This is a genomic window from Eudoraea chungangensis (assembly GCF_029360665.1).
Taxonomy (GTDB): domain Bacteria; phylum Bacteroidota; class Bacteroidia; order Flavobacteriales; family Flavobacteriaceae; genus Eudoraea; species Eudoraea chungangensis.
In genome coordinates this window covers 26,892-43,694 of sequence record NZ_JARDUB010000001.1, presented here as the reverse complement: position 1 = coordinate 43,694, position 16,803 = coordinate 26,892, and the positions used below count along the sequence as shown (strand labels likewise).

General features: G+C 38.0%; 18 protein-coding genes and 1 tRNA gene. 7 read left to right on the top strand and 12 right to left on the bottom strand.

The window, feature by feature from the left end:
• Positions 1 to 5: 5 nt before the first annotated feature.
• The 5 genes from mobB to PXG98_RS00200 form a co-directional block, all read right to left on the bottom strand.
• Positions 6 to 1,037 carry a MobB family relaxase gene (mobB, locus tag PXG98_RS00220; RefSeq protein ID WP_276388264.1) on the bottom strand — a complete coding sequence of 344 codons (1,032 nt, stop codon included), beginning with the start codon at positions 1,035 to 1,037 and terminating at the stop codon, positions 6 to 8.
• Positions 1,038 to 1,048: 11 nt separating this feature from the next.
• Positions 1,049 to 1,429 (bottom strand): BfmA/BtgA family mobilization protein, encoded by a 381-nt coding sequence (locus tag PXG98_RS00215; RefSeq protein WP_276388263.1) that lies wholly within the window; start codon positions 1,427 to 1,429, stop codon positions 1,049 to 1,051.
• 443 nt (positions 1,430 to 1,872) lie between these two features.
• A complete protein-coding gene (locus tag PXG98_RS00210) occupies positions 1,873 to 2,070 on the bottom strand; it encodes a hypothetical protein (RefSeq protein ID WP_215932700.1) in 198 nt (65 codons plus the stop codon).
• 11 nt (positions 2,071 to 2,081) lie between these two features.
• Positions 2,082 to 2,531 (bottom strand): JAB domain-containing protein, encoded by a 450-nt coding sequence (locus tag PXG98_RS00205; RefSeq protein WP_276388261.1) that lies wholly within the window; start codon positions 2,529 to 2,531, stop codon positions 2,082 to 2,084.
• A gap of 74 nt (positions 2,532 to 2,605) precedes the next feature.
• Positions 2,606 to 2,950, bottom strand: a complete 345-nt coding sequence (locus PXG98_RS00200) for a single-stranded DNA-binding protein (RefSeq protein ID WP_118505067.1) — start codon at positions 2,948 to 2,950, stop codon at positions 2,606 to 2,608.
• A 797-nt stretch (positions 2,951 to 3,747) separates the two neighbouring features.
• On the opposite strand from PXG98_RS00200, the gene PXG98_RS00195 reads away from it, so the two are divergent.
• Positions 3,748 to 4,806: a DUF4238 domain-containing protein gene (locus PXG98_RS00195; RefSeq protein ID WP_276388258.1), complete on the top strand. Its 1,059-nt coding sequence runs from the start codon at positions 3,748 to 3,750 to the stop codon at positions 4,804 to 4,806.
• A 199-nt stretch (positions 4,807 to 5,005) separates the two neighbouring features.
• Here the strand turns inward: PXG98_RS00195 and PXG98_RS00190 are convergent.
• Positions 5,006 to 5,078, bottom strand: a tRNA-Met gene (locus PXG98_RS00190).
• A 119-nt stretch (positions 5,079 to 5,197) separates the two neighbouring features.
• Here PXG98_RS00190 and PXG98_RS00185 point away from each other — a divergent pair.
• Positions 5,198 to 6,562 carry an alanine/glycine:cation symporter family protein gene (locus PXG98_RS00185; protein WP_276388256.1) on the top strand — a complete coding sequence of 455 codons (1,365 nt, stop codon included), beginning with the start codon at positions 5,198 to 5,200 and terminating at the stop codon, positions 6,560 to 6,562.
• On the top strand, positions 6,549 to 7,430 hold the full coding sequence (gene era, locus PXG98_RS00180; protein ID WP_276388255.1) for a GTPase Era: 882 nt from the start codon (positions 6,549 to 6,551) through the stop codon (positions 7,428 to 7,430). The genes PXG98_RS00185 and era overlap by 14 nt, the downstream gene beginning before the upstream one ends.
• 4 nt (positions 7,431 to 7,434) lie before the next feature.
• On the opposite strand, the gene PXG98_RS00175 is transcribed toward era, so the two are convergent.
• The gene (locus PXG98_RS00175) at positions 7,435 to 7,929 is read right to left on the bottom strand and encodes a GTP-binding protein (RefSeq protein ID WP_276388254.1); all 495 of its coding nucleotides are present in this window, start codon (positions 7,927 to 7,929) and stop codon (positions 7,435 to 7,437) included.
• A 208-nt stretch (positions 7,930 to 8,137) separates the two neighbouring features.
• On the opposite strand from PXG98_RS00175, the gene PXG98_RS00170 reads away from it, so the two are divergent.
• Positions 8,138 to 8,848 (top strand): acetyltransferase, encoded by a 711-nt coding sequence (locus PXG98_RS00170; protein ID WP_276388253.1) that lies wholly within the window; start codon positions 8,138 to 8,140, stop codon positions 8,846 to 8,848.
• Positions 8,849 to 8,945: 97 nt separating this feature from the next.
• Positions 8,946 to 10,247 carry a ribosome biogenesis GTPase Der gene (gene der / locus PXG98_RS00165; RefSeq protein ID WP_276388251.1) on the top strand — a complete coding sequence of 434 codons (1,302 nt, stop codon included), beginning with the start codon at positions 8,946 to 8,948 and terminating at the stop codon, positions 10,245 to 10,247.
• A gap of 16 nt (positions 10,248 to 10,263) precedes the next feature.
• Here the strand turns inward: der and PXG98_RS00160 are convergent, their stop codons facing one another.
• The 5 genes from PXG98_RS00160 to PXG98_RS00140 are packed head-to-tail and all read right to left on the bottom strand — an operon-like array spanning position 10,264 to position 13,413.
• Positions 10,264 to 11,058, bottom strand: coding sequence for a TPM domain-containing protein (locus tag PXG98_RS00160; protein ID WP_276388249.1), 795 nt, complete (start codon positions 11,056 to 11,058; stop codon positions 10,264 to 10,266).
• A complete protein-coding gene (locus tag PXG98_RS00155) occupies positions 11,039 to 11,476 on the bottom strand; it encodes a TPM domain-containing protein (protein ID WP_276388248.1) in 438 nt (145 codons plus the stop codon). The genes PXG98_RS00160 and PXG98_RS00155 overlap by 20 nt, the downstream gene beginning before the upstream one ends.
• Before the next feature lie 8 nt (positions 11,477 to 11,484).
• Positions 11,485 to 12,084: a LemA family protein gene (locus tag PXG98_RS00150; protein WP_276388247.1), complete on the bottom strand. Its 600-nt coding sequence runs from the start codon at positions 12,082 to 12,084 to the stop codon at positions 11,485 to 11,487.
• Between the two features lie 22 nt (positions 12,085 to 12,106).
• Positions 12,107 to 12,436, bottom strand: coding sequence for a MerR family transcriptional regulator (locus tag PXG98_RS00145; RefSeq protein ID WP_276388246.1), 330 nt, complete (start codon positions 12,434 to 12,436; stop codon positions 12,107 to 12,109).
• Positions 12,436 to 13,413 carry a M23 family metallopeptidase gene (locus tag PXG98_RS00140; protein ID WP_276388245.1) on the bottom strand — a complete coding sequence of 326 codons (978 nt, stop codon included), beginning with the start codon at positions 13,411 to 13,413 and terminating at the stop codon, positions 12,436 to 12,438. The genes PXG98_RS00145 and PXG98_RS00140 overlap by 1 nt, the downstream gene beginning before the upstream one ends.
• A gap of 104 nt (positions 13,414 to 13,517) precedes the next feature.
• Here PXG98_RS00140 and alaS point away from each other — a divergent pair, with 104 nt between their 5' ends.
• Positions 13,518 to 16,133 carry an alanine--tRNA ligase gene (gene alaS, locus PXG98_RS00135; RefSeq protein ID WP_276388244.1) on the top strand — a complete coding sequence of 872 codons (2,616 nt, stop codon included), beginning with the start codon at positions 13,518 to 13,520 and terminating at the stop codon, positions 16,131 to 16,133.
• 5 nt (positions 16,134 to 16,138) lie between these two features.
• Positions 16,139 to 16,798: a hypothetical protein gene (locus PXG98_RS00130; RefSeq protein ID WP_276388243.1), complete on the top strand. Its 660-nt coding sequence runs from the start codon at positions 16,139 to 16,141 to the stop codon at positions 16,796 to 16,798.
• The last annotated feature ends 5 nt before the right edge of the window (positions 16,799 to 16,803 follow it).

Here is a 16,803-nt window from a genome sequence, read left to right as displayed (position 1 = left end):
ACCTATTAGATTCCAATGGAACTTGATTTAATTGCTATTTCTGCGCCACGTCTCAATCGTTTGAAAACACGAAGTGCAATTTGCGCCTGAGTAACAGGAATACTTGGAACGATTGGCAATCCCGTTTTCGTCATCATTTTGAAAGCCAATGCTCTTTCGTTGGCTGGCAATTTCATCAAAGCAGCAAAGTAGAGCTTGGGGTTTTTTACAAAATCCTTTCTTGCCTTATAGGTTTCAGCAAAGTTTCGTTTATATCCAAAAGTGTTGTCAAAGGTCTTTTCTACTTTCCCAAAAAATTTATCTCGGTCAAAACCCCGTTTTATGGTTTCCCCGTTCAACTTAACATCGGAAGCTTTGTATTTGCTTCCAGGTGATAAACTGAATCTGTTGGACGCATCCTTGCGGCTCACTATGATATGGATATGACTTTGGTTTCCATCTTTCGCCATTCCCTGAACAATTCGTTTTCCATTTTGTTGATGTGGTGCTTGGCGTTCCAGCTTGGCAATTTCCTTTTTCATCCTTTTAATATTCCCTTTAGCTCGTCCTTCTTGAATATTTCGGATTTCAGTTTTCAGCTGAAGTATTTTTGTGGCAAAGGGTTGGTTTTCCTTTACCTGAAAATCTGTTCCCTTGAAAGTGCGCTGATGTTCTATTTTTGCATAGTACTTTATGTCATCGATGCCGATAGGTCGCCCTTTGATTTCCCTATTGAATGAAACTACATAATCCTTCATCAGCTCACGGGTGTATTTCTTCAAATCTTCGCTACTGTTCTGAAGTTTTCGTAATTCATATTTCGACGGACTCACAGTAATAGAATAGAATCTTGGTTCGTGTTTTTCCAGTTTTGCGGTATTGCCATCGATTTCCCGGATGACTTCCTTGGCGGAAATCTCATTGCCATACTGGTTAAAAAAATGTTCGATATCGCGTTGTTCCAGTCCTTGGTTTTCTTTCTCTAAATAGCCAACGAAATCTGCCGAACTTTTAGAATAGTTACCGCCCAGTTTTTGAGGTGTGATGGTGATGTACATAGCTCAAATATTTAGAGTTGGTTACTGGGATTTTGCTTTTCACGAAAGCGTACTTCCCTATTTTCTTTGGCATATTTCTTTTCCACAATCAGCGGTTTTTTGTTCGGTTCTTCCGTTTGAAAGAGTGACTGTATCATCGCTACCGTAGGTTTGGTCTGTGTCTTTTCCACATCCCTCATAATAGCGATGACCGCATTGATTCTTTTGAGTAATTTGGCTTCGATAGTTCTTCCCGTAGGACCTAGTTTTTCTTTTGGCGATATTTCGTTGTAGAAGAAAAAATCGAGTATATTTTCCATCGCTTCAGTATGGGTCTTGAAGTGTGTTTTTGAAAATTCCTGAAACCGTTTGGCGGTTTTCCGTTTGAACCGGATGGTGATGAATGAATCCATTTTCTTTCGCTTTTTTAAAGATTTGACGTAAATCCATCCCTATTTACAGGCGTTTCGAAGCCATTTGACGCAAATTGCTGAAATTTTTAAAATCCGATAATTTTTAAAATATTGAAAATCAATGGATTAAAACAAAAATGGAATATGTAACGCGGCTCTGCCCGTTACCCTCTTGCTATTCCTTTTCGTCCCGCGCGCGGGACAAAAATCCATACAATCCAGCTCAAAAGCTGATTGCCTTTTTCGGAATTTTTCAAATTCCAGTATGTAAAAAAATAGATGGATATAGCTATCAGCGAAAGTCAAAAATAGAATAGCTATATAAATTTATATGTGCTGAATTTCAGCGAAATAAAGATACGTATTTTTATTGACTTGGTATTATTTGTATATAAAAAACACCTCAAGAAATTGAGAGGTGTTAGATTTAAAAATTGATAAAATTATATATTGAATACGTATTTATAAGAATATAAATTCCGAAGTGCTTCTTCCTCAATCATCGTTTCAAAACAGGTATAATTTTCTTTTACGTATTTGCGAATAGCATCGCCAAATTTTCGTTCCACATCTTTTTTAGAATTTTCTAAAAGTCGGTTTTGAGCCTCTTCGCTCAAGTCTGTAAAATTGAGATATACCATAGCCTTTTATTTTACAAAATTCCATTGTCAGAAAAACTATAGTAATCGCCATCAGGTGCAAATATCAAATGGTCTAACAATCTGATGTCGAAAACAGATGCAGCTTTCTTTATTTTGTTTGTCAATTTTATATCTGCTTTACTCGGTTCTAACTTGCCGCTCGGATGATTATGTGCTAATATCAAACCTACAGAAAGTGACTTTAAAACAGTTGCAAATATGATACGCATATCTACCAAAGTTCCTGCAATTCCACCTTGGGAAATTTGGCAAATACCCTTTACTTTATTACTGTTATTTAAGAGAACAATTTTAAAAGACTCTTGTAGTTCCATAGTACGTTTATCCCAATTTTCAAAAAGGACTTCCGCAGCTTGTGCCGAGGTTGAGACTTGAATCCAATTTTTGGACTTGACACCACCTTTGTAGCTAATTTTTATTTCGTTAACTTGTGCTTTCATTGTTTATTTCTTTAAGTGAATAATGAAAAAAGAGGGCGCATCTTTAGACGGCTACGCCCTCTTTAATTTTAGGTTTAGTTATCGCCTTTACTTCCAAGTAAAAGGATTTCATCGGCTACGACTTCGGTAACATAGCGTTGTTCGTTATCATCAGTTGTATAGCTTCGAGTTTTTAGTTTTCCCGATATTCCGACTTCTTTACCCTTAGCAACATACTTTTCTACTATTTCAGCAGTCTTGCCCCAGGCAACAATTGTATGCCAATTAGTATCTGTTTGCTTCTCGCCTTTGCTGTCTTTGTAATACTCATTTGTGGCTAGTGAAAAGCGGGCTACTTTTTTTCCGCTTTCAAGGTTCGTAATTGTTGGTTCTTGTCCAACGTTTCCAATTAACTGTACGTGATTTTTAATAGTACTCATAATAAAATATTTAAGTGATTTATATTTCCCCTATTGATTTAAAACTGATTAAATTTTAAGGGGTGTTTGTTCTTTTCTTTCGTGCATCGCACAATGGATAGAGTGGGTTTTGTCAAGACTTTTAGGGAACAAATCAGGTGTGTTTGCGACGTAGTAAAATCCTTGGATTTTCAAGGAAGTAGAAGCCTTATTTTTCACTAAAACTATGTACAGTCTTGACAAGTTCCATAAGGGCATTAGCAGTTCTTTTAAACGCAGTTGCGTTTGAGCGTACCGACAGTTAAGCGAAATAAGTAGCTGTGGTTAAATTAGAATTGGTTATGTCGTGCCTGTTTTTCGACGACCCGAAAAACAACAAAGGCTTTATCTATTATAAACCCCTTAAAATGTGTAAGGCAGCGGTTCGGTTTTTAAGTATTTTCGAGGAAGCACTCAAGAAGGGCTTACCGTAAATTCTGTTAAGAAAACCGAAGTGATGACTTTCCGATGTAAAAGCGGACTTAATTCACAATTTTGGCTCGGGAATGTAGTGTTCCTTCCCAGAGCATCGGGAAGGGTTAACGGAATGGACAGCCGAAATTGGGGATTGTGTCCAAGACTTATATAGTGAAGCTCTTTTCCTGGAATGTAGTTTTTTCGGAATGTAGGGGAATGTGCTGAGTGGTTTATGAGATTAGAAATCTAATATTTACCAATAGACAATTCTATAAGTTCAAGTTATAAGCGCAAAAGAAACATTCTAATTTATTGATTAAAAAACAATAAGATTTTTAAATTGTCATTACATTAAAAAATTTATGCCAGAAAAAAAGAAGCAACATTATGTCCCTAAATTTTATCTTAAATTTTTTAGCACCGTAGCTAATCAAAAAAGAATAAAATTGTGCTTAAAAAAAACAGATAAGATTATTCAAAATGCAGATTTACAAAATCAAGCACAAGAGGATTATTTTTATGGAAAAGATTTAGAAAGGGAAGAATGGTTTGGAAACATTGAAGACAAAACTTCTGTTATTCTCAAAGAGGTAGTTAAAACAAAAGTTTTGCCTAAAAATAAGTCTGATGAATATTACTGGATATGGATGTTTATTTTGCTTCAAGCTTATAGAACCAGAGCTAATGCTGATGAATTCAATGATATGGTTGATAAATCATTGAAAGCTATAATGAAATTTGAACCTAAATTTAAAGATTTCAAATACGACACCCATTTTTTCGCATATGATGATGCTATAGAAAAAACATTAGACATCTTACTCAAAAGTCTACCTATGATGATGGATATGCAAATTAAGCTTCTTTTTAATGAGACTTCTAAGGAAATTATTACGAGCGACAATCCAGTTTCCAAATACAATCAGTTTTTAGAATCACGCAACTTCCCATATGGGCATTGTGGTATGGCTAGCAAAGGTCTACAGATATTTTATCCTCTTGCTCCAGACTTGATTTTGGTGATGTATGACCCCAAAGTATATAAGATAGGAAATAGAAAACAGTTTAGTAAAATCCAAATAAATGAAACTGATGTTGAGTTTTTTAATAGTTTAACGTGCCTTTATGCAAATGAGGCTCTATACGGTACATCTAATGTATCGGACTTTCAATTTGAAAAATTACTTGAGAGGTCTAAAAAATTCCAGAATCAAAAAAAGTTGGAATTAAAACAGTTTAAGCCAACAATAAATGATGATGAAACTGAATCTATTACAGTCCAGCATCATAGAACTCCATTTATGCTTCATCCTAATTTATCTTTTTTGAAACAAACACAACACGCTAAATCCTATAGGTTATCTGGTTATTTTGCTGAAATAAGAGATGAACGTTATCGTAGTAGAAAAAGCAGGTATTAATAGCTAGAATAGTTAAATTCTGTCTCTATGATTACGTGAAATTTATTATTCTAACTGAAAATTCATAGAAGTTAAGAGTAAATAGAAACAATTGGTATCAATACAAATAATGTTGTAAAAACCTATAAATGTTGTACCTATGTTGTACCCAGCGCATAAAAAAAGGCCTCACATTTCTGTGAAGCCTTATCATTACTAGTAGCGGGAACTGGACTCGAACCAGTGACCTTCGGGTTATGAGCCCGACGAGCTACCTACTGCTCTACCCCGCGATGTGGACGGCAAATATACGATGGTTTATTTGTTTAATCAAAACTTCTAGAAAGAATTATTTAGGTTTGGTCTTTCCCTTCGTTCCCTAAAATGCCTACCTTCGGATATCAATAATAGCATGGACACACTCAATACTTTTTTTAAAAATCTTATCCCTTTTACGGAATGGCCAATGTTTATTCTACTTATAGGCGGGGGTCTTTTCCTGGTTTTTTATTCCGGCTTTCTTCCCTATCGATACTTTGGACATGCCATTGCCATTACTGCCGGAAAGTACGACAATAAAAAGGCGAAAGGTGAGGTGAGTTCTTTTCAGGCCTTATCGGCTGCTGTAGCCGCTACCGTGGGTCTCGGGAATATTTCGGGAGTGGCCATAGCGATACATGACGGTGGTCCCGGAGTGGTATTCTGGATCTGGGTTACGGCCCTTATTGGGATGTGTATAAAATTCTATTCCTGTAGTTTGGCAATAATGTTTAGAGGAACAGACTCGGAGGGAAAGCTTCAGGGAGGTCCTATGTATTACATTACCCAGGGAATGGGTAAGAAGGCCAGACCTCTCGCCGTTTTTTTCTGTATTTGTGGCCTCTTTGGATTTTTGGGTGTTTTTACGGCTAATCAATTTACGGAGACCTTTATGAGCGTGGTAAACCCGCAGGAAACCTTATGGGCAATCTCTGATTTTAATTGGAAATTACTTATTGGCTTGGTTCTGGCGATTATCACTTCTTTTGTCATATTTGGAGGCCTTACGAATATTGCTAAGGTTGCTTCTGCCATTGTACCCTTTATGGTATTTGTTTATCTCTTGGCTGTCCTGGTGGTCATGGGAATGAATTCCTCGGAGATACTGCCTGCTTTAAAAATGATTATTACGGAAGCCTGGAATTTTAAGACTATTGTAACAGGTGGGTTTTGGGGTTTGGTAATTATTGGTATTAGACGGGCAATGTTTTCTAATGAAGCTGGTTTGGGTAGTGCTCCAATGTATCACGGACAGTCTAAAAATGAGCAGCCAATAAAAGAAGGCCTTGTAGCTATGTTGGGGCCTTTTATAGACACTATTCTGGTTTGTACGTTTACCGCTGTAGTTATTATATTAAGTGGGGCATATTTGGAGGATGGTAGCGGTATTGTAATGACCTTAACCGCTTTTAAAAGAACACTTTTTGGCTTCGGTGACGAGCTTCTGATGATCATTGTAACGGCCTTTGCCTTGTCTACCTTATTTACGTATTCGTATTATGGAGTAAAGAGTTTGTCCTTTTTAACCAATGCAAAGATTGGCAGATATTATAATATATATTTTGTGATTATGATTGTTTTTGCTGCGGTGGCTTCTTTAGATTTGGTTAAAAACCTAATTGATTTATCCTATGCCTTAATGGTGATTCCCAATATGATAGCAGTGCTCTATTTGGCACCCAAAGTAAACGCAGCCTCCAAGAAATACTTCAAACAATTGCAAGATGGAAAAACATAAAGCGGGTTACGTAAACATAATAGGAAATCCTAATGTTGGAAAGTCTACCTTAATGAATGCCTTCGTTGGCGAGAAATTGTCGATTATAACGGCTAAAGCGCAAACCACACGGCACAGGATCCTGGGTATAGTAAACGGGGAGGATTTTCAGATGATTTTGTCCGATACTCCCGGAATAATTAAACCGGCTTACCAGTTACAAGATTCTATGATGAATTTTGTGAAATCTGCATTCGAAGATGCGGATGTATTACTTTACATGGTAGAAATAGGTGAAAAGGGTCTTAAAGATGAAGCTTTTTTAGAACGTCTTCAGCAATCAAAAATTCCAGTATTGCTGCTTCTCAATAAAATAGATACTGCAACGCAGGAGATTTTGGAAAGTCAAATACAATACTGGCAGGAACAATTGCCCAGAGCAGAAATCCATCCATTATCGGCATTGACGAAGTTTAATGTAAAACCAATCTTTAATAGAATATTAGAACTTTTACCTGTTGCACCTCCGTATTTTCCTAAAGACCAATTAACCGACAAACCTGAACGCTTTTTTGTAAATGAGATTATTCGAGAGAAAATTTTAGAACACTACAAAAAAGAAATTCCATATTCTGTTGAAATAGAAACGGAAGAGTTTTTAGAAGACGAGGAAATTATTCGCATAAGATCGGTTATCATGGTGGAGAGAGATTCGCAAAAAGGGATTATCATTGGCCATAAGGGAAACGCATTAAAACGAGTAGGTATAGCCGCACGAAAAGATTTAGAAAAATTCTTTGACAAACAGGTGCATATAGAACTCTTTGTAAAAGTGAATAAGAATTGGCGTTCCAATGCAAGACAGCTCCGTCGATTTGGATACGAATAGTTTTTTAACTGATTTGTAGTACTTCGCGCATAAACTGAAATAATTCTATCATCTGAGGCTTCCCCTTTTTTCTCCCGGCTCTACCGAAGCCATAAAGTACAAACCATAGTACCACCATAAGGAACATTGCTCCAAGTTGAAGACCGTATGGTTTGCCTAAGGAGGCACTGGAGTATGCCCAGATTCCCAAAATCATAAAAAAGGTGGCTACGCCAAAATGTAGAAACATAAAAAATGTCCAAAGGGTAGGGTTGGGGCCAAAAAGCCCGTATACTTTGCACTGGCCTTCGTCCGATTCATTTATTTCTAAATGCAGCTGAGGCGACCAAAAATGAATTGTTTTTTTTGGGAACTTAATAAAAATGTGGTCGTCTATTCTTTTTACCACATATAAATCGTTGCTTGCCTCTTCCATGGTATTAAGAGCTTCTTCTTTGGCTCTCTTAAGTTCTAATTGGAAACGAGGCCGCAACACAATATCATTGGGTAGCGCCTTCATGATTACGTTAGATTGTTTTCTTAAGATACCTATTTTTTGTGAAGATGCCTTCTAAAAAACCTTAAATCCGACTGTATTAATCTTAAAAAGTTACTTTTTTTTAGTCAAATTCAAAAACATCCCCATCCATTTAAAATCTTTTTATATCTTCGTTTTATCGATAAAGTGTATAAAAAATCCGACGAAATACACATTTTTTAATAAATCTATGAAAAACGTCCTCATTTTTGGAGCCTCCGGACATGGTAGTGTTGTCTTAGACTGCTTAGAAAAGGAAGGTAAGTATAAAATGATGGGTTTTATGGATTCTTATAAAAAAAAGGGTCTGCAACATAACGGTTATGAAATCTTGGGGAATGAGTTAGACTTACCCTTTATAGCAGATAAATTTACTATAGAAGGGGTGTTTGTGGCGATAGGAGATAATTGGGTCCGTAAGATATTGGTAGATAGAATTAAAAAGATTTTGCCAAATATTACTTTTATTTCAATTGTGCATCCGGCAGCAACTATTGGCAGGGAAGTGCAAATCGGAATTGGTACGGTTATAATGCCTGGGGTAGTAGTGAATGCGAATGCTGTAATTAGGGATTTCTGTATCCTTAATACCTCTTCAAGCTTAGGACATGACGGGCATATGGAAAGCTATTCTAGCCTTTCTCCCGGGGTAATTACTGGTGGTAGCCTATGGATGGGACAGCATTCTGTCTTGGCTTTGGGAGCCAGAGTTATAGAAAACATTACTATTGGAAAACACTCGGTAATTGGGGCCGGGTCTTTGCTTGTAGACGATGTTCCTGAATTTGTTACCGCATATGGTTCTCCGGCCCAGGTCATTTCCCAAAGAGTGGCTGGGGATAGTTATTTGGCGGGTAATAAACATACGTCTTCACGACTTTTTATCACCAGTGATTTTTAAGCTCTCCAATACAAGTCTCATAGTGGAACTATCTTGTAGGCTTGTTTTATTTTTTATCTAGTTCCTTTAACCTAACTTTGCCCACTAAATATATCCTATGGGTGCTATTGTAGCCATTGTGGGTAGGCCAAATGTTGGTAAATCCACTTTCTTTAATCGTTTAATTCAAAGACGCGAAGCAATTGTTGATGCGGTTAGCGGGGTTACCCGTGACAGGCACTATGGTAAAAGCGACTGGAATGGCAAGGATTTTTCTTTAATAGACACCGGGGGTTATGTTGTTGGAAGTGATGATATTTTTGAGCAAGAGATAGATAAGCAGGTAGAATTAGCAATTCAAGAAGCAGATGCTATAATTTTTATGGTAGACGTTGAGTCTGGTATTACCGGTATGGACGAAGATGTGGCTCAGTTGCTCCGCCGTTCAAAAAAGCCAGTATTTTTAGCTGTAAATAAAGTAGATAATGCAAAGCGGGCGGAAGATGCTGTTGAGTTTTACGCTTTAGGCCTCGGCGATTATTATAATCTTTCCAGTATTAATGGAAGTGGCACCGGGGAACTTTTAGATGCTCTTGTAGAAGTTTTACCTGATACGGTTGAGGAAGATGATGAACTGCCTCGTTTTGCAGTCGTTGGCCGACCTAATGCCGGTAAGTCGTCTTTTATTAATGCCTTGATTGGCGAAGACCGCTATATTGTTACAGATATTGCCGGAACCACCAGGGATAGCATTGACACAAAGTACAACCGTTTTGGATTTGAGTTTAATTTAGTTGATACCGCGGGAATAAGGCGAAAGGCCAAGGTGAAGGAAGATCTTGAGTTTTATAGTGTAATGCGATCGGTACGCGCTATTGAACACTGTGATGTATGTCTTTTGGTTTTTGATGCCACCAGAGGATTTGATGGGCAGGTTGAAAATATTTTTTGGTTAGCACAAAGAAATAATAAGGGAGTGGTTATTTTGGTAAATAAGTGGGATCTGGTAGAGAAGGATACCCATGCCGTTAAAGAATATACCCAAAGAATTAAGAAAGCAATTGAACCTTTTACCGATGTGCCTATTCTTTTTATTTCGGCCTTAACCAAACAGCGAATTTTTAAGGCTATAGAAACTGCAGTAACGGTTTATGAGAATAGATCAAAAAGAATTCCTACCAGAAAGCTTAATGATGTTTTGCTACCCATTATTGAGCATACTCCTCCACCAGCTTACAAGGGAAAATATGTTAAAATTAAGTTTATTACGCAGCTGCCGACCAATTATCCTCAGTTCGCTTTTTTCTGTAATTTGCCGCAATATATCCGAGATCCTTATAAGCGTTTCCTGGAGAATAAACTTCGAGAGAATTTCGACTTTCAGGGGGTACCTGTAACCATTTATATGCGAAAGAAATAGAATAGTAAAAGGAATATTACCAGCCTCCAGAGGCACCACCTCCACCGAAGCCGCCTCCGCCGAAACCACCGCCAAAGCCGCCTCCACCGAAGCCGCCTCCACTACCAAAGCCACCCGATGACCCTTTATAACCTCCACGGCCCATATTACTTAGTATGATGGCATCCCATATATCAAAACCCCTTTTGCGACCTCCTCCTTTTCCTCGGTTATTCCGGTTTTTACTGCTGAGGATAATCATGATGATAATAAAGATAATAATTGGTAAAAAGGCTCGTAAAGGAAATTCATCGCCGCTATTCCCCGATTCTCTTTCCCCTTTAAAGGCCCCGTTCAGAACGGCAAAAATTGCATCACATCCACTGTCTAATCCAGCGTAATAATCTCCTTCTTTAAACCTGGGGATAATAACTGTTTCTATGATTCTTTTAGAGTATGCATCGGTAAGACGATCCTCCACTCCATATCCAGTATTAATGGCTATACGCCTGTCGTTTTTAGCCAGGAGTACAAGTATGCCATTGTCTTCTTCGGCCTGCCCAATGCCCCATTTCTGCCCCCATTGCGCCCCTAAATAATTAATGTTTTCTCCTTCGGTGGAACTAATTATGGCAACGACGATTTGGGTTGAGGTGCTATCCGAGTATCGAATAAGTTTATTCTCTAACTGTGACTTTTGTCCGGGCGACAAGAGGGATATATAGTCGTATACACTGGTCTGATTTGAAGGCTTATCGGGAATTGTAAACTGTGCTGTGACCTTAACACATCCCAGTAAAATAAAGAGTACGCTAACCTTTAGAAATCTCATTGCTCAATTCATTTGTATCATCCGGTTTCCAGGGAAAATGCCCTTTTAATTCTCTCCCGGCTCGCAGGACTCCTTCAATTATGCCCTTTTTATATTCCCCTTTCTTAAACTCGTGTTGTATAATTTCTTTGGTGCTATCCCAAAATCCTTCAGGTACGACCTCATTAATTCCTTTATCTCCAATAATCACAAATTTTCGGTCTCTTACGGCTACATAGATAAGTACGCCATTACGGTCTCGGGTATTCTCCATTTTTAAAAGTGCAAATACCTCTTCTGCCCTTTTAAAATGATTTAAAGAAGTGGTTGGCTCAATATGTACTCTTATCTCCCCGGAAGTTTTTCTTTCTGCTTTTAAGATAGAGTTAATTATCTCCTTCTCTTCTTCGGCAGTTAAAAAATCTTCTACTTGAGACATAGGGTAGGCTAATTAAAATCGAAGTCAACATCCGGGGCGTTTTCAGATCCTGGATCGGCTGAATAACGGGCCATGTCGTCGAACCCAAACCAACCGGCTAAAACACTATTTGGAAATTTGGATATATGAATGTCATAGATGTTTACTTGTTCGTTAAAACGATCTCGTGCAACATTAATTCTGTTTTCTGTTCCTTCTAGTTGGGACTGTAATTCCAGAAAGTTCTGATTTGCCTTTAAATCCGGATACCGCTCTACAGTCACTAATAACCTGGAGAGAGCAGAGGACAATCCTGACTGGGCCTCCTGGAAGGCGGCTAGTTTTTCTGGGCTTAAGTTATTGGCATCAATTGTGGTAGACGTAGCTTTTGCTCTAGCTTCTATTACATCCGTTAGGGTCCCTCTTTCAAAATCCGCCGCTCCCTGCACCGTTTTCACTAAATTTCCAATTAGATCGTTTCTTCTCTGATAAGAACTTTCCACATTAGACCAGGCAGTTTTTGCATTGGCTTCATATTCAACAGCAGTATTGTTAAATCCTACAGCCCATCGGTAGAAACCAAAGGCAATTACTACGAGAATTATTACAGGGATTAACCATTTTTTCATTTTGTCTGGGTTTAAAAATTACTTAAAGTTGATTCTTTATTTTAGTCAGTTCCACCTTAATTCGTTCCAATTTTTGAATTATGTCAAAATTAGAAAGTGTTTTTTGCCGTTCTTCCTTTAGATGTGTTTTGGCCCCTTCTAAGGTAAATCCTCTCTCTTTTACCAGATGATAAATTAGCTGGAGATTTTGAATGTCCTTTGGGGTAAACTTTCTATTGCCCTTGGCATTTTTCTTAGGCTGAATCACATCGAACTCTTTTTCCCAAAAACGGATTAGAGAAGTATTTACATTAAAAGCTTTGGCTACTTCACCAATGCCATAATACCTTTTTTCTGGAAGCTCTATATACATTAATCTAATGATTGATTTTCTTGGGTTGCGTATTTCAGCATACTCTGAAATTCCTCTGCGGATAAACTGCCGTAGTAGAAATTTATTGGATTGATTTTATCCCCATCTTTCCATACTTCGTAATGCAAATGTGGAGCCTCTGAACGCCCTGTGCTTCCCACAAAACCAATTAGGTCTCCGCGCTTTACCTTTTGTCTTCTTTTCACATTGTATTTGCTCAGGTGTGCGTAAATGCTAATATAACCATAGCCATGGTCTATTCTTATATGTTTGCCAAATCCGGAAGCCCGGTTGTCTGCCCTGGCTATCACCCCATCTCCAGAGGCGTAAATAGGGGTGCCCTTTGGCGCCGTAAAATCCATTCCCCAATGCATTTTCCTGGCTTTGGTAAAAGGATCAGAACGCCATCCATATCCAGATGCCATTCTAGTCATTTCTTCATTGTTTATTGGTTGAATAGCCGGGATGGCGGCTAGAAGCTTTTCTTTTTCCTCCGCTAATTTGGTAATCTCATCCAGAGACTTGGACTGCACAACCATTTGCTTCTGAATAATGTCTAGTCGCTTAGTGGTAGCAATAATCATATCTGAATTGTTAAACCCTTCCAGCGATTTATATCGGTTAACCCCACCAAACCCAGCTTTTCGTTGTTCCTCCGGGATGGGGTTTGCTTCAAAATACAAACGGTAAATATTGTTGTCTCTATCCTCAATATTTCCCAGAACATATTCTATTTGTTCCATTTTTCTATTGAGCAACTCAAACTGCAGCTCATAATTTTTGGCCTCTCTTTCAAGGGAAAGCTCTCTGGGGGTATTGAGAAAATTAGTATTTAGAAGCAGGATTAGTCCCAATATTCCTGAGATAAAAGAACCAAGTACAAAGAGAAATAAATTTCTGTATCGCTTAGATTTCTTAGGTTCTATCTTTCGGTAAGAAAGCGTGTCTGGATCGTAATAGTATTTTACCTTAGACATGTATGGATTTTATCCTATTTTTGTGCATTACAAATATCAAAACAAACAAATATAAAGATTGTTTTGTACAATAGGATAAAATTAATAAAACCTTGCCATTTTACATGACTTCCAAGGAGATAAGAGCTAAATTTTTAACTTTTTTTAAAGAAAAGAACCACAAGATAGTGCCTTCGGCTCCTATGGTGATCAAGGACGACCCTACTTTGATGTTCACCAATGCTGGTATGAATCAATTCAAGGAATTTTTTTTAGGGAACAGCCCTATCAAAAACCCCAGAGTTGCAGATACCCAGAAGTGCCTAAGGGTAAGCGGAAAACACAACGATTTGGAGGAAGTAGGTAAAGATACCTATCACCATACCATGTTCGAAATGCTCGGTAATTGGAGTTTTGGAGACTACTTTAAAGAAGAAGCAATTCAATGGGCCTGGGAATTCTTAACCCAGGTATGCCAAATAGATAAGAACAGTTTATACGTAACTGTTTTTGAAGGTTCTACAGACGCGGATCAGCTGGAAATGGATGAAGAGGCCTTTCTTCTATGGAAGAATATTCTCCCGGAAAATCAGATAATAAAGGGAAACAAAAAGGATAACTTCTGGGAAATGGGAGACCAAGGTCCCTGTGGGCCTTCTTCAGAAATTCATGTTGATTTAAGATCTCAAGAAGAAAAAGCCCAGGTAGATGGCGCAAGTCTCGTTAATCAGGATCATCCTTTGGTAGTAGAGATCTGGAACTTGGTATTTATTCAATATAACAGAAAGGCGAGCGGTGCTCTAGAGGCATTGCCGCAGAAACACGTAGATACCGGGATGGGATTTGAGCGCCTTTGTATGGTTTTACAAAATGTTACCTCTAACTACGATACCGATATTTTTACTCCTTTAATTAGAGAAATAGAAACCATAACAGATAAGACCTATGGCAGGAGGGAGGAAACGGATATTGCTATTAGGGTAATAGCAGATCATGTAAGAGCGGTAGCTTTTTCCATAGCAGATGGACAATTGCCCAGTAATACAGGAGCTGGTTATGTAATAAGACGAATTCTAAGAAGGGCTATACGTTATGGCTTTACCTTTTTAGATACCAAAGAGCCCTTTATGTTCCGTTTAATAGGATCTTTAGGTTCCATACTTGGAGACGCTTATCCGGAGTTGATTGAATTTAGAAATGGTATTGAAAATGTTGTCAGAGAAGAAGAATCTTCCTTCTTAAAAACCTTGGAGCAAGGTTTATTCTTATTAGACAATGTGTTGAATAACGCCTCGGAAAAAGTAATTGATGGTAGAAAAGCTTTTGAGTTATACGATACCTATGGATTTCCAATAGACCTTACCTCTCTTATTCTCAGCGAAAAAGGTTTCACCTTGGACAGGGAAGGTTTTGAGGCAGCCATGAAGGAGCAAAAAAATAGATCCAGAGCAGCTTCTGAAGTTTCTAAGGAGGACTGGACCATTTTAATGGACGATGTGGAGCAGGAGTTTGTGGGTTACGACTTGCTTAAAACCCGTGTTAAATTGGTGAAATACAGAAAGGTTGTTTCTAAGAAGGAAGGGGTGCTCTACCAAATGGTTTTTAATCTAACTCCTTTTTATCCGGAGGGAGGCGGACAGGCCGGAGACAAAGGATACCTAGAAGTTCCAAACGGAGATGTAGTTTATATTCTGGATACTAAAAAAGAGAATAATGAAATTCTTCATTTTGCTAAGAATTTACCCGTACATACTTCAGAAACCTTAACCGCTGTAGTAGATAGTTTATATCGCGAAAGAGTATCTAAGAACCATTCGGCAACGCACTTATTACACCAAGCTTTAAGGCAAGTTTTGGGAAATCATGTGGAACAGAAGGGCTCTGCAGTTATGGCCAATTATCTAAGGTTCGATTTTTCTCATTATACAAAAATGACAGACGAAGAGCTAGATGAGGTTGAAGGCTTTGTAAATGCAAGAATTGCATCTCAAATTCCCTTAGAAGAAAAACGAAATGTGCCTGTAAGTGAGGCTCTTGAAGAAGGCGCAATGGCTCTGTTTGGCGAAAAATATGGCGATACGGTTCGTTCAGTTCGTTTTGGTAAATCTATTGAGCTTTGCGGCGGGACCCACGTTAAGAATACCAGTGCAATTTGGCATTTTAAATTGGTATCAGAAAGCGCTATTGCTGCTGGCATAAGGCGTATTGAAGCTGTTACAGGGGATGCGGTAAGAATGATGTATGAGAAAAATGATAAAATTTTACAAGAAATTCAGGATCAATTAAAAGGAGCCAAAGATCCTGTTAAAGCCTTAACTAGCTTACAAGATGAAAATGCTAAATTAAAAAAAGAGGTGACTTCTTTACTTAAAGAAAAAGCCGGGGATTTAAAGCAGCGTTTAGCACATGAAGTAAAAGAGATTGATGGTGTTGGGTTTTTAGCAAAAAAGGTAGACCTAAATGCTTCGGGACTCAAAGACTTAGCTTTTGAGCTGGGACAAAACAGACAGGATTTATTTTTATTACTAGCATCAGAGCAAGAAGGAAAGGTGGTGTTAAGTTGTTATATATCTAAACCCCTAGTTGCAGAACGCAATCTAAACGCGGGCCAAATTGTTCGTGATTTAGGAAAGTTAATACAAGGCGGTGGGGGCGGACAAGCCTTTTACGCTACCGCGGGAGGGAAAAATCCTAGTGGAATTCCGGAGGCTTTGGAAAAGTTTAAGGATTATCTAAGCTAGACTATATGAGATTTTTTAAACCAGGAACTATGAATTGGAAGTATATCATTGGAGAAGTGCTTCTGATATTTATAGGAATAAATCTTGCTATTTGGTTTAATGATTGGAATGCTAGCAATAAGACCATGGCGAACAAGAAAATTGCGGTAACCAAGATTAAAGAAGAGATTCAGAATAATCTAAACGAACTGCAGACATCACGTAATCTTAACCTTAAGATTCCAAAAGCTATAAGCGAGTATGCCGGGTTTCCCAAGAACAAAGAAGGAGATATTGAAGTTAGCAGCAAAGTGATGCAAAGTTTTCAAAAGGAATACCCTGACTTTTATGTAATTCTAGATTCTATGCCTATTGGAGAAGATCTGGTGCTTTATAATGGCGACACCCAAATTCAATTGGAGTTGACTGCCTTAACAGAAATTGCCTGGGAAACATCAAGAAATATGGGAATTGCAAATGAATTTGGATATGAGTGTTTATACGACTTAGAAAACATGTACAATATTCAGCGGCTGGTAAAGAAGGAATTAAATAAAGCAGCCGAAGCTTTGCAAAGTGAAGAAATTGATCGCTTACTTCGAGTTTTGGGTTTTCTAGAGCAACTAGAAGAACAATTGGAAACAGATTATAAGGCTATGTTAGCTAAGATTGATTTTTGTTTGTAAGTTTA

Bases quoted from the DNA above. Each gene is read 5' to 3' on its own strand.
- mobB (WP_276388264.1), bottom strand. From the start codon at position 1,037: ATGTACATCACCATCACACCTCAAAAACTGGGCGGTAACTATTCTAAA.
- PXG98_RS00215 (WP_276388263.1), bottom strand. From the start codon at position 1,429: ATGGATTCATTCATCACCATCCGGTTCAAACGGAAAACCGCCAAACGG.
- PXG98_RS00210 (WP_215932700.1), bottom strand. From the start codon at position 2,070: ATGGTATATCTCAATTTTACAGACTTGAGCGAAGAGGCTCAAAACCGA.
- PXG98_RS00205 (WP_276388261.1), bottom strand. From the start codon at position 2,531: ATGAAAGCACAAGTTAACGAAATAAAAATTAGCTACAAAGGTGGTGTC.
- PXG98_RS00200 (WP_118505067.1), bottom strand. From the start codon at position 2,950: ATGAGTACTATTAAAAATCACGTACAGTTAATTGGAAACGTTGGACAA.
- PXG98_RS00195 (WP_276388258.1), top strand. From the start codon at position 3,748: ATGCCAGAAAAAAAGAAGCAACATTATGTCCCTAAATTTTATCTTAAA.
- PXG98_RS00185 (WP_276388256.1), top strand. From the start codon at position 5,198: ATGGACACACTCAATACTTTTTTTAAAAATCTTATCCCTTTTACGGAA.
- era (WP_276388255.1), top strand. From the start codon at position 6,549: ATGGAAAAACATAAAGCGGGTTACGTAAACATAATAGGAAATCCTAAT.
- PXG98_RS00175 (WP_276388254.1), bottom strand. From the start codon at position 7,929: ATGAAGGCGCTACCCAATGATATTGTGTTGCGGCCTCGTTTCCAATTA.
- PXG98_RS00170 (WP_276388253.1), top strand. From the start codon at position 8,138: ATGAAAAACGTCCTCATTTTTGGAGCCTCCGGACATGGTAGTGTTGTC.
- der (WP_276388251.1), top strand. From the start codon at position 8,946: ATGGGTGCTATTGTAGCCATTGTGGGTAGGCCAAATGTTGGTAAATCC.
- PXG98_RS00160 (WP_276388249.1), bottom strand. From the start codon at position 11,058: ATGAGATTTCTAAAGGTTAGCGTACTCTTTATTTTACTGGGATGTGTT.
- PXG98_RS00155 (WP_276388248.1), bottom strand. From the start codon at position 11,476: ATGTCTCAAGTAGAAGATTTTTTAACTGCCGAAGAAGAGAAGGAGATA.
- PXG98_RS00150 (WP_276388247.1), bottom strand. From the start codon at position 12,084: ATGAAAAAATGGTTAATCCCTGTAATAATTCTCGTAGTAATTGCCTTT.
- PXG98_RS00145 (WP_276388246.1), bottom strand. From the start codon at position 12,436: ATGTATATAGAGCTTCCAGAAAAAAGGTATTATGGCATTGGTGAAGTA.
- PXG98_RS00140 (WP_276388245.1), bottom strand. From the start codon at position 13,413: ATGTCTAAGGTAAAATACTATTACGATCCAGACACGCTTTCTTACCGA.
- alaS (WP_276388244.1), top strand. From the start codon at position 13,518: ATGACTTCCAAGGAGATAAGAGCTAAATTTTTAACTTTTTTTAAAGAA.
- PXG98_RS00130 (WP_276388243.1), top strand. From the start codon at position 16,139: ATGAGATTTTTTAAACCAGGAACTATGAATTGGAAGTATATCATTGGA.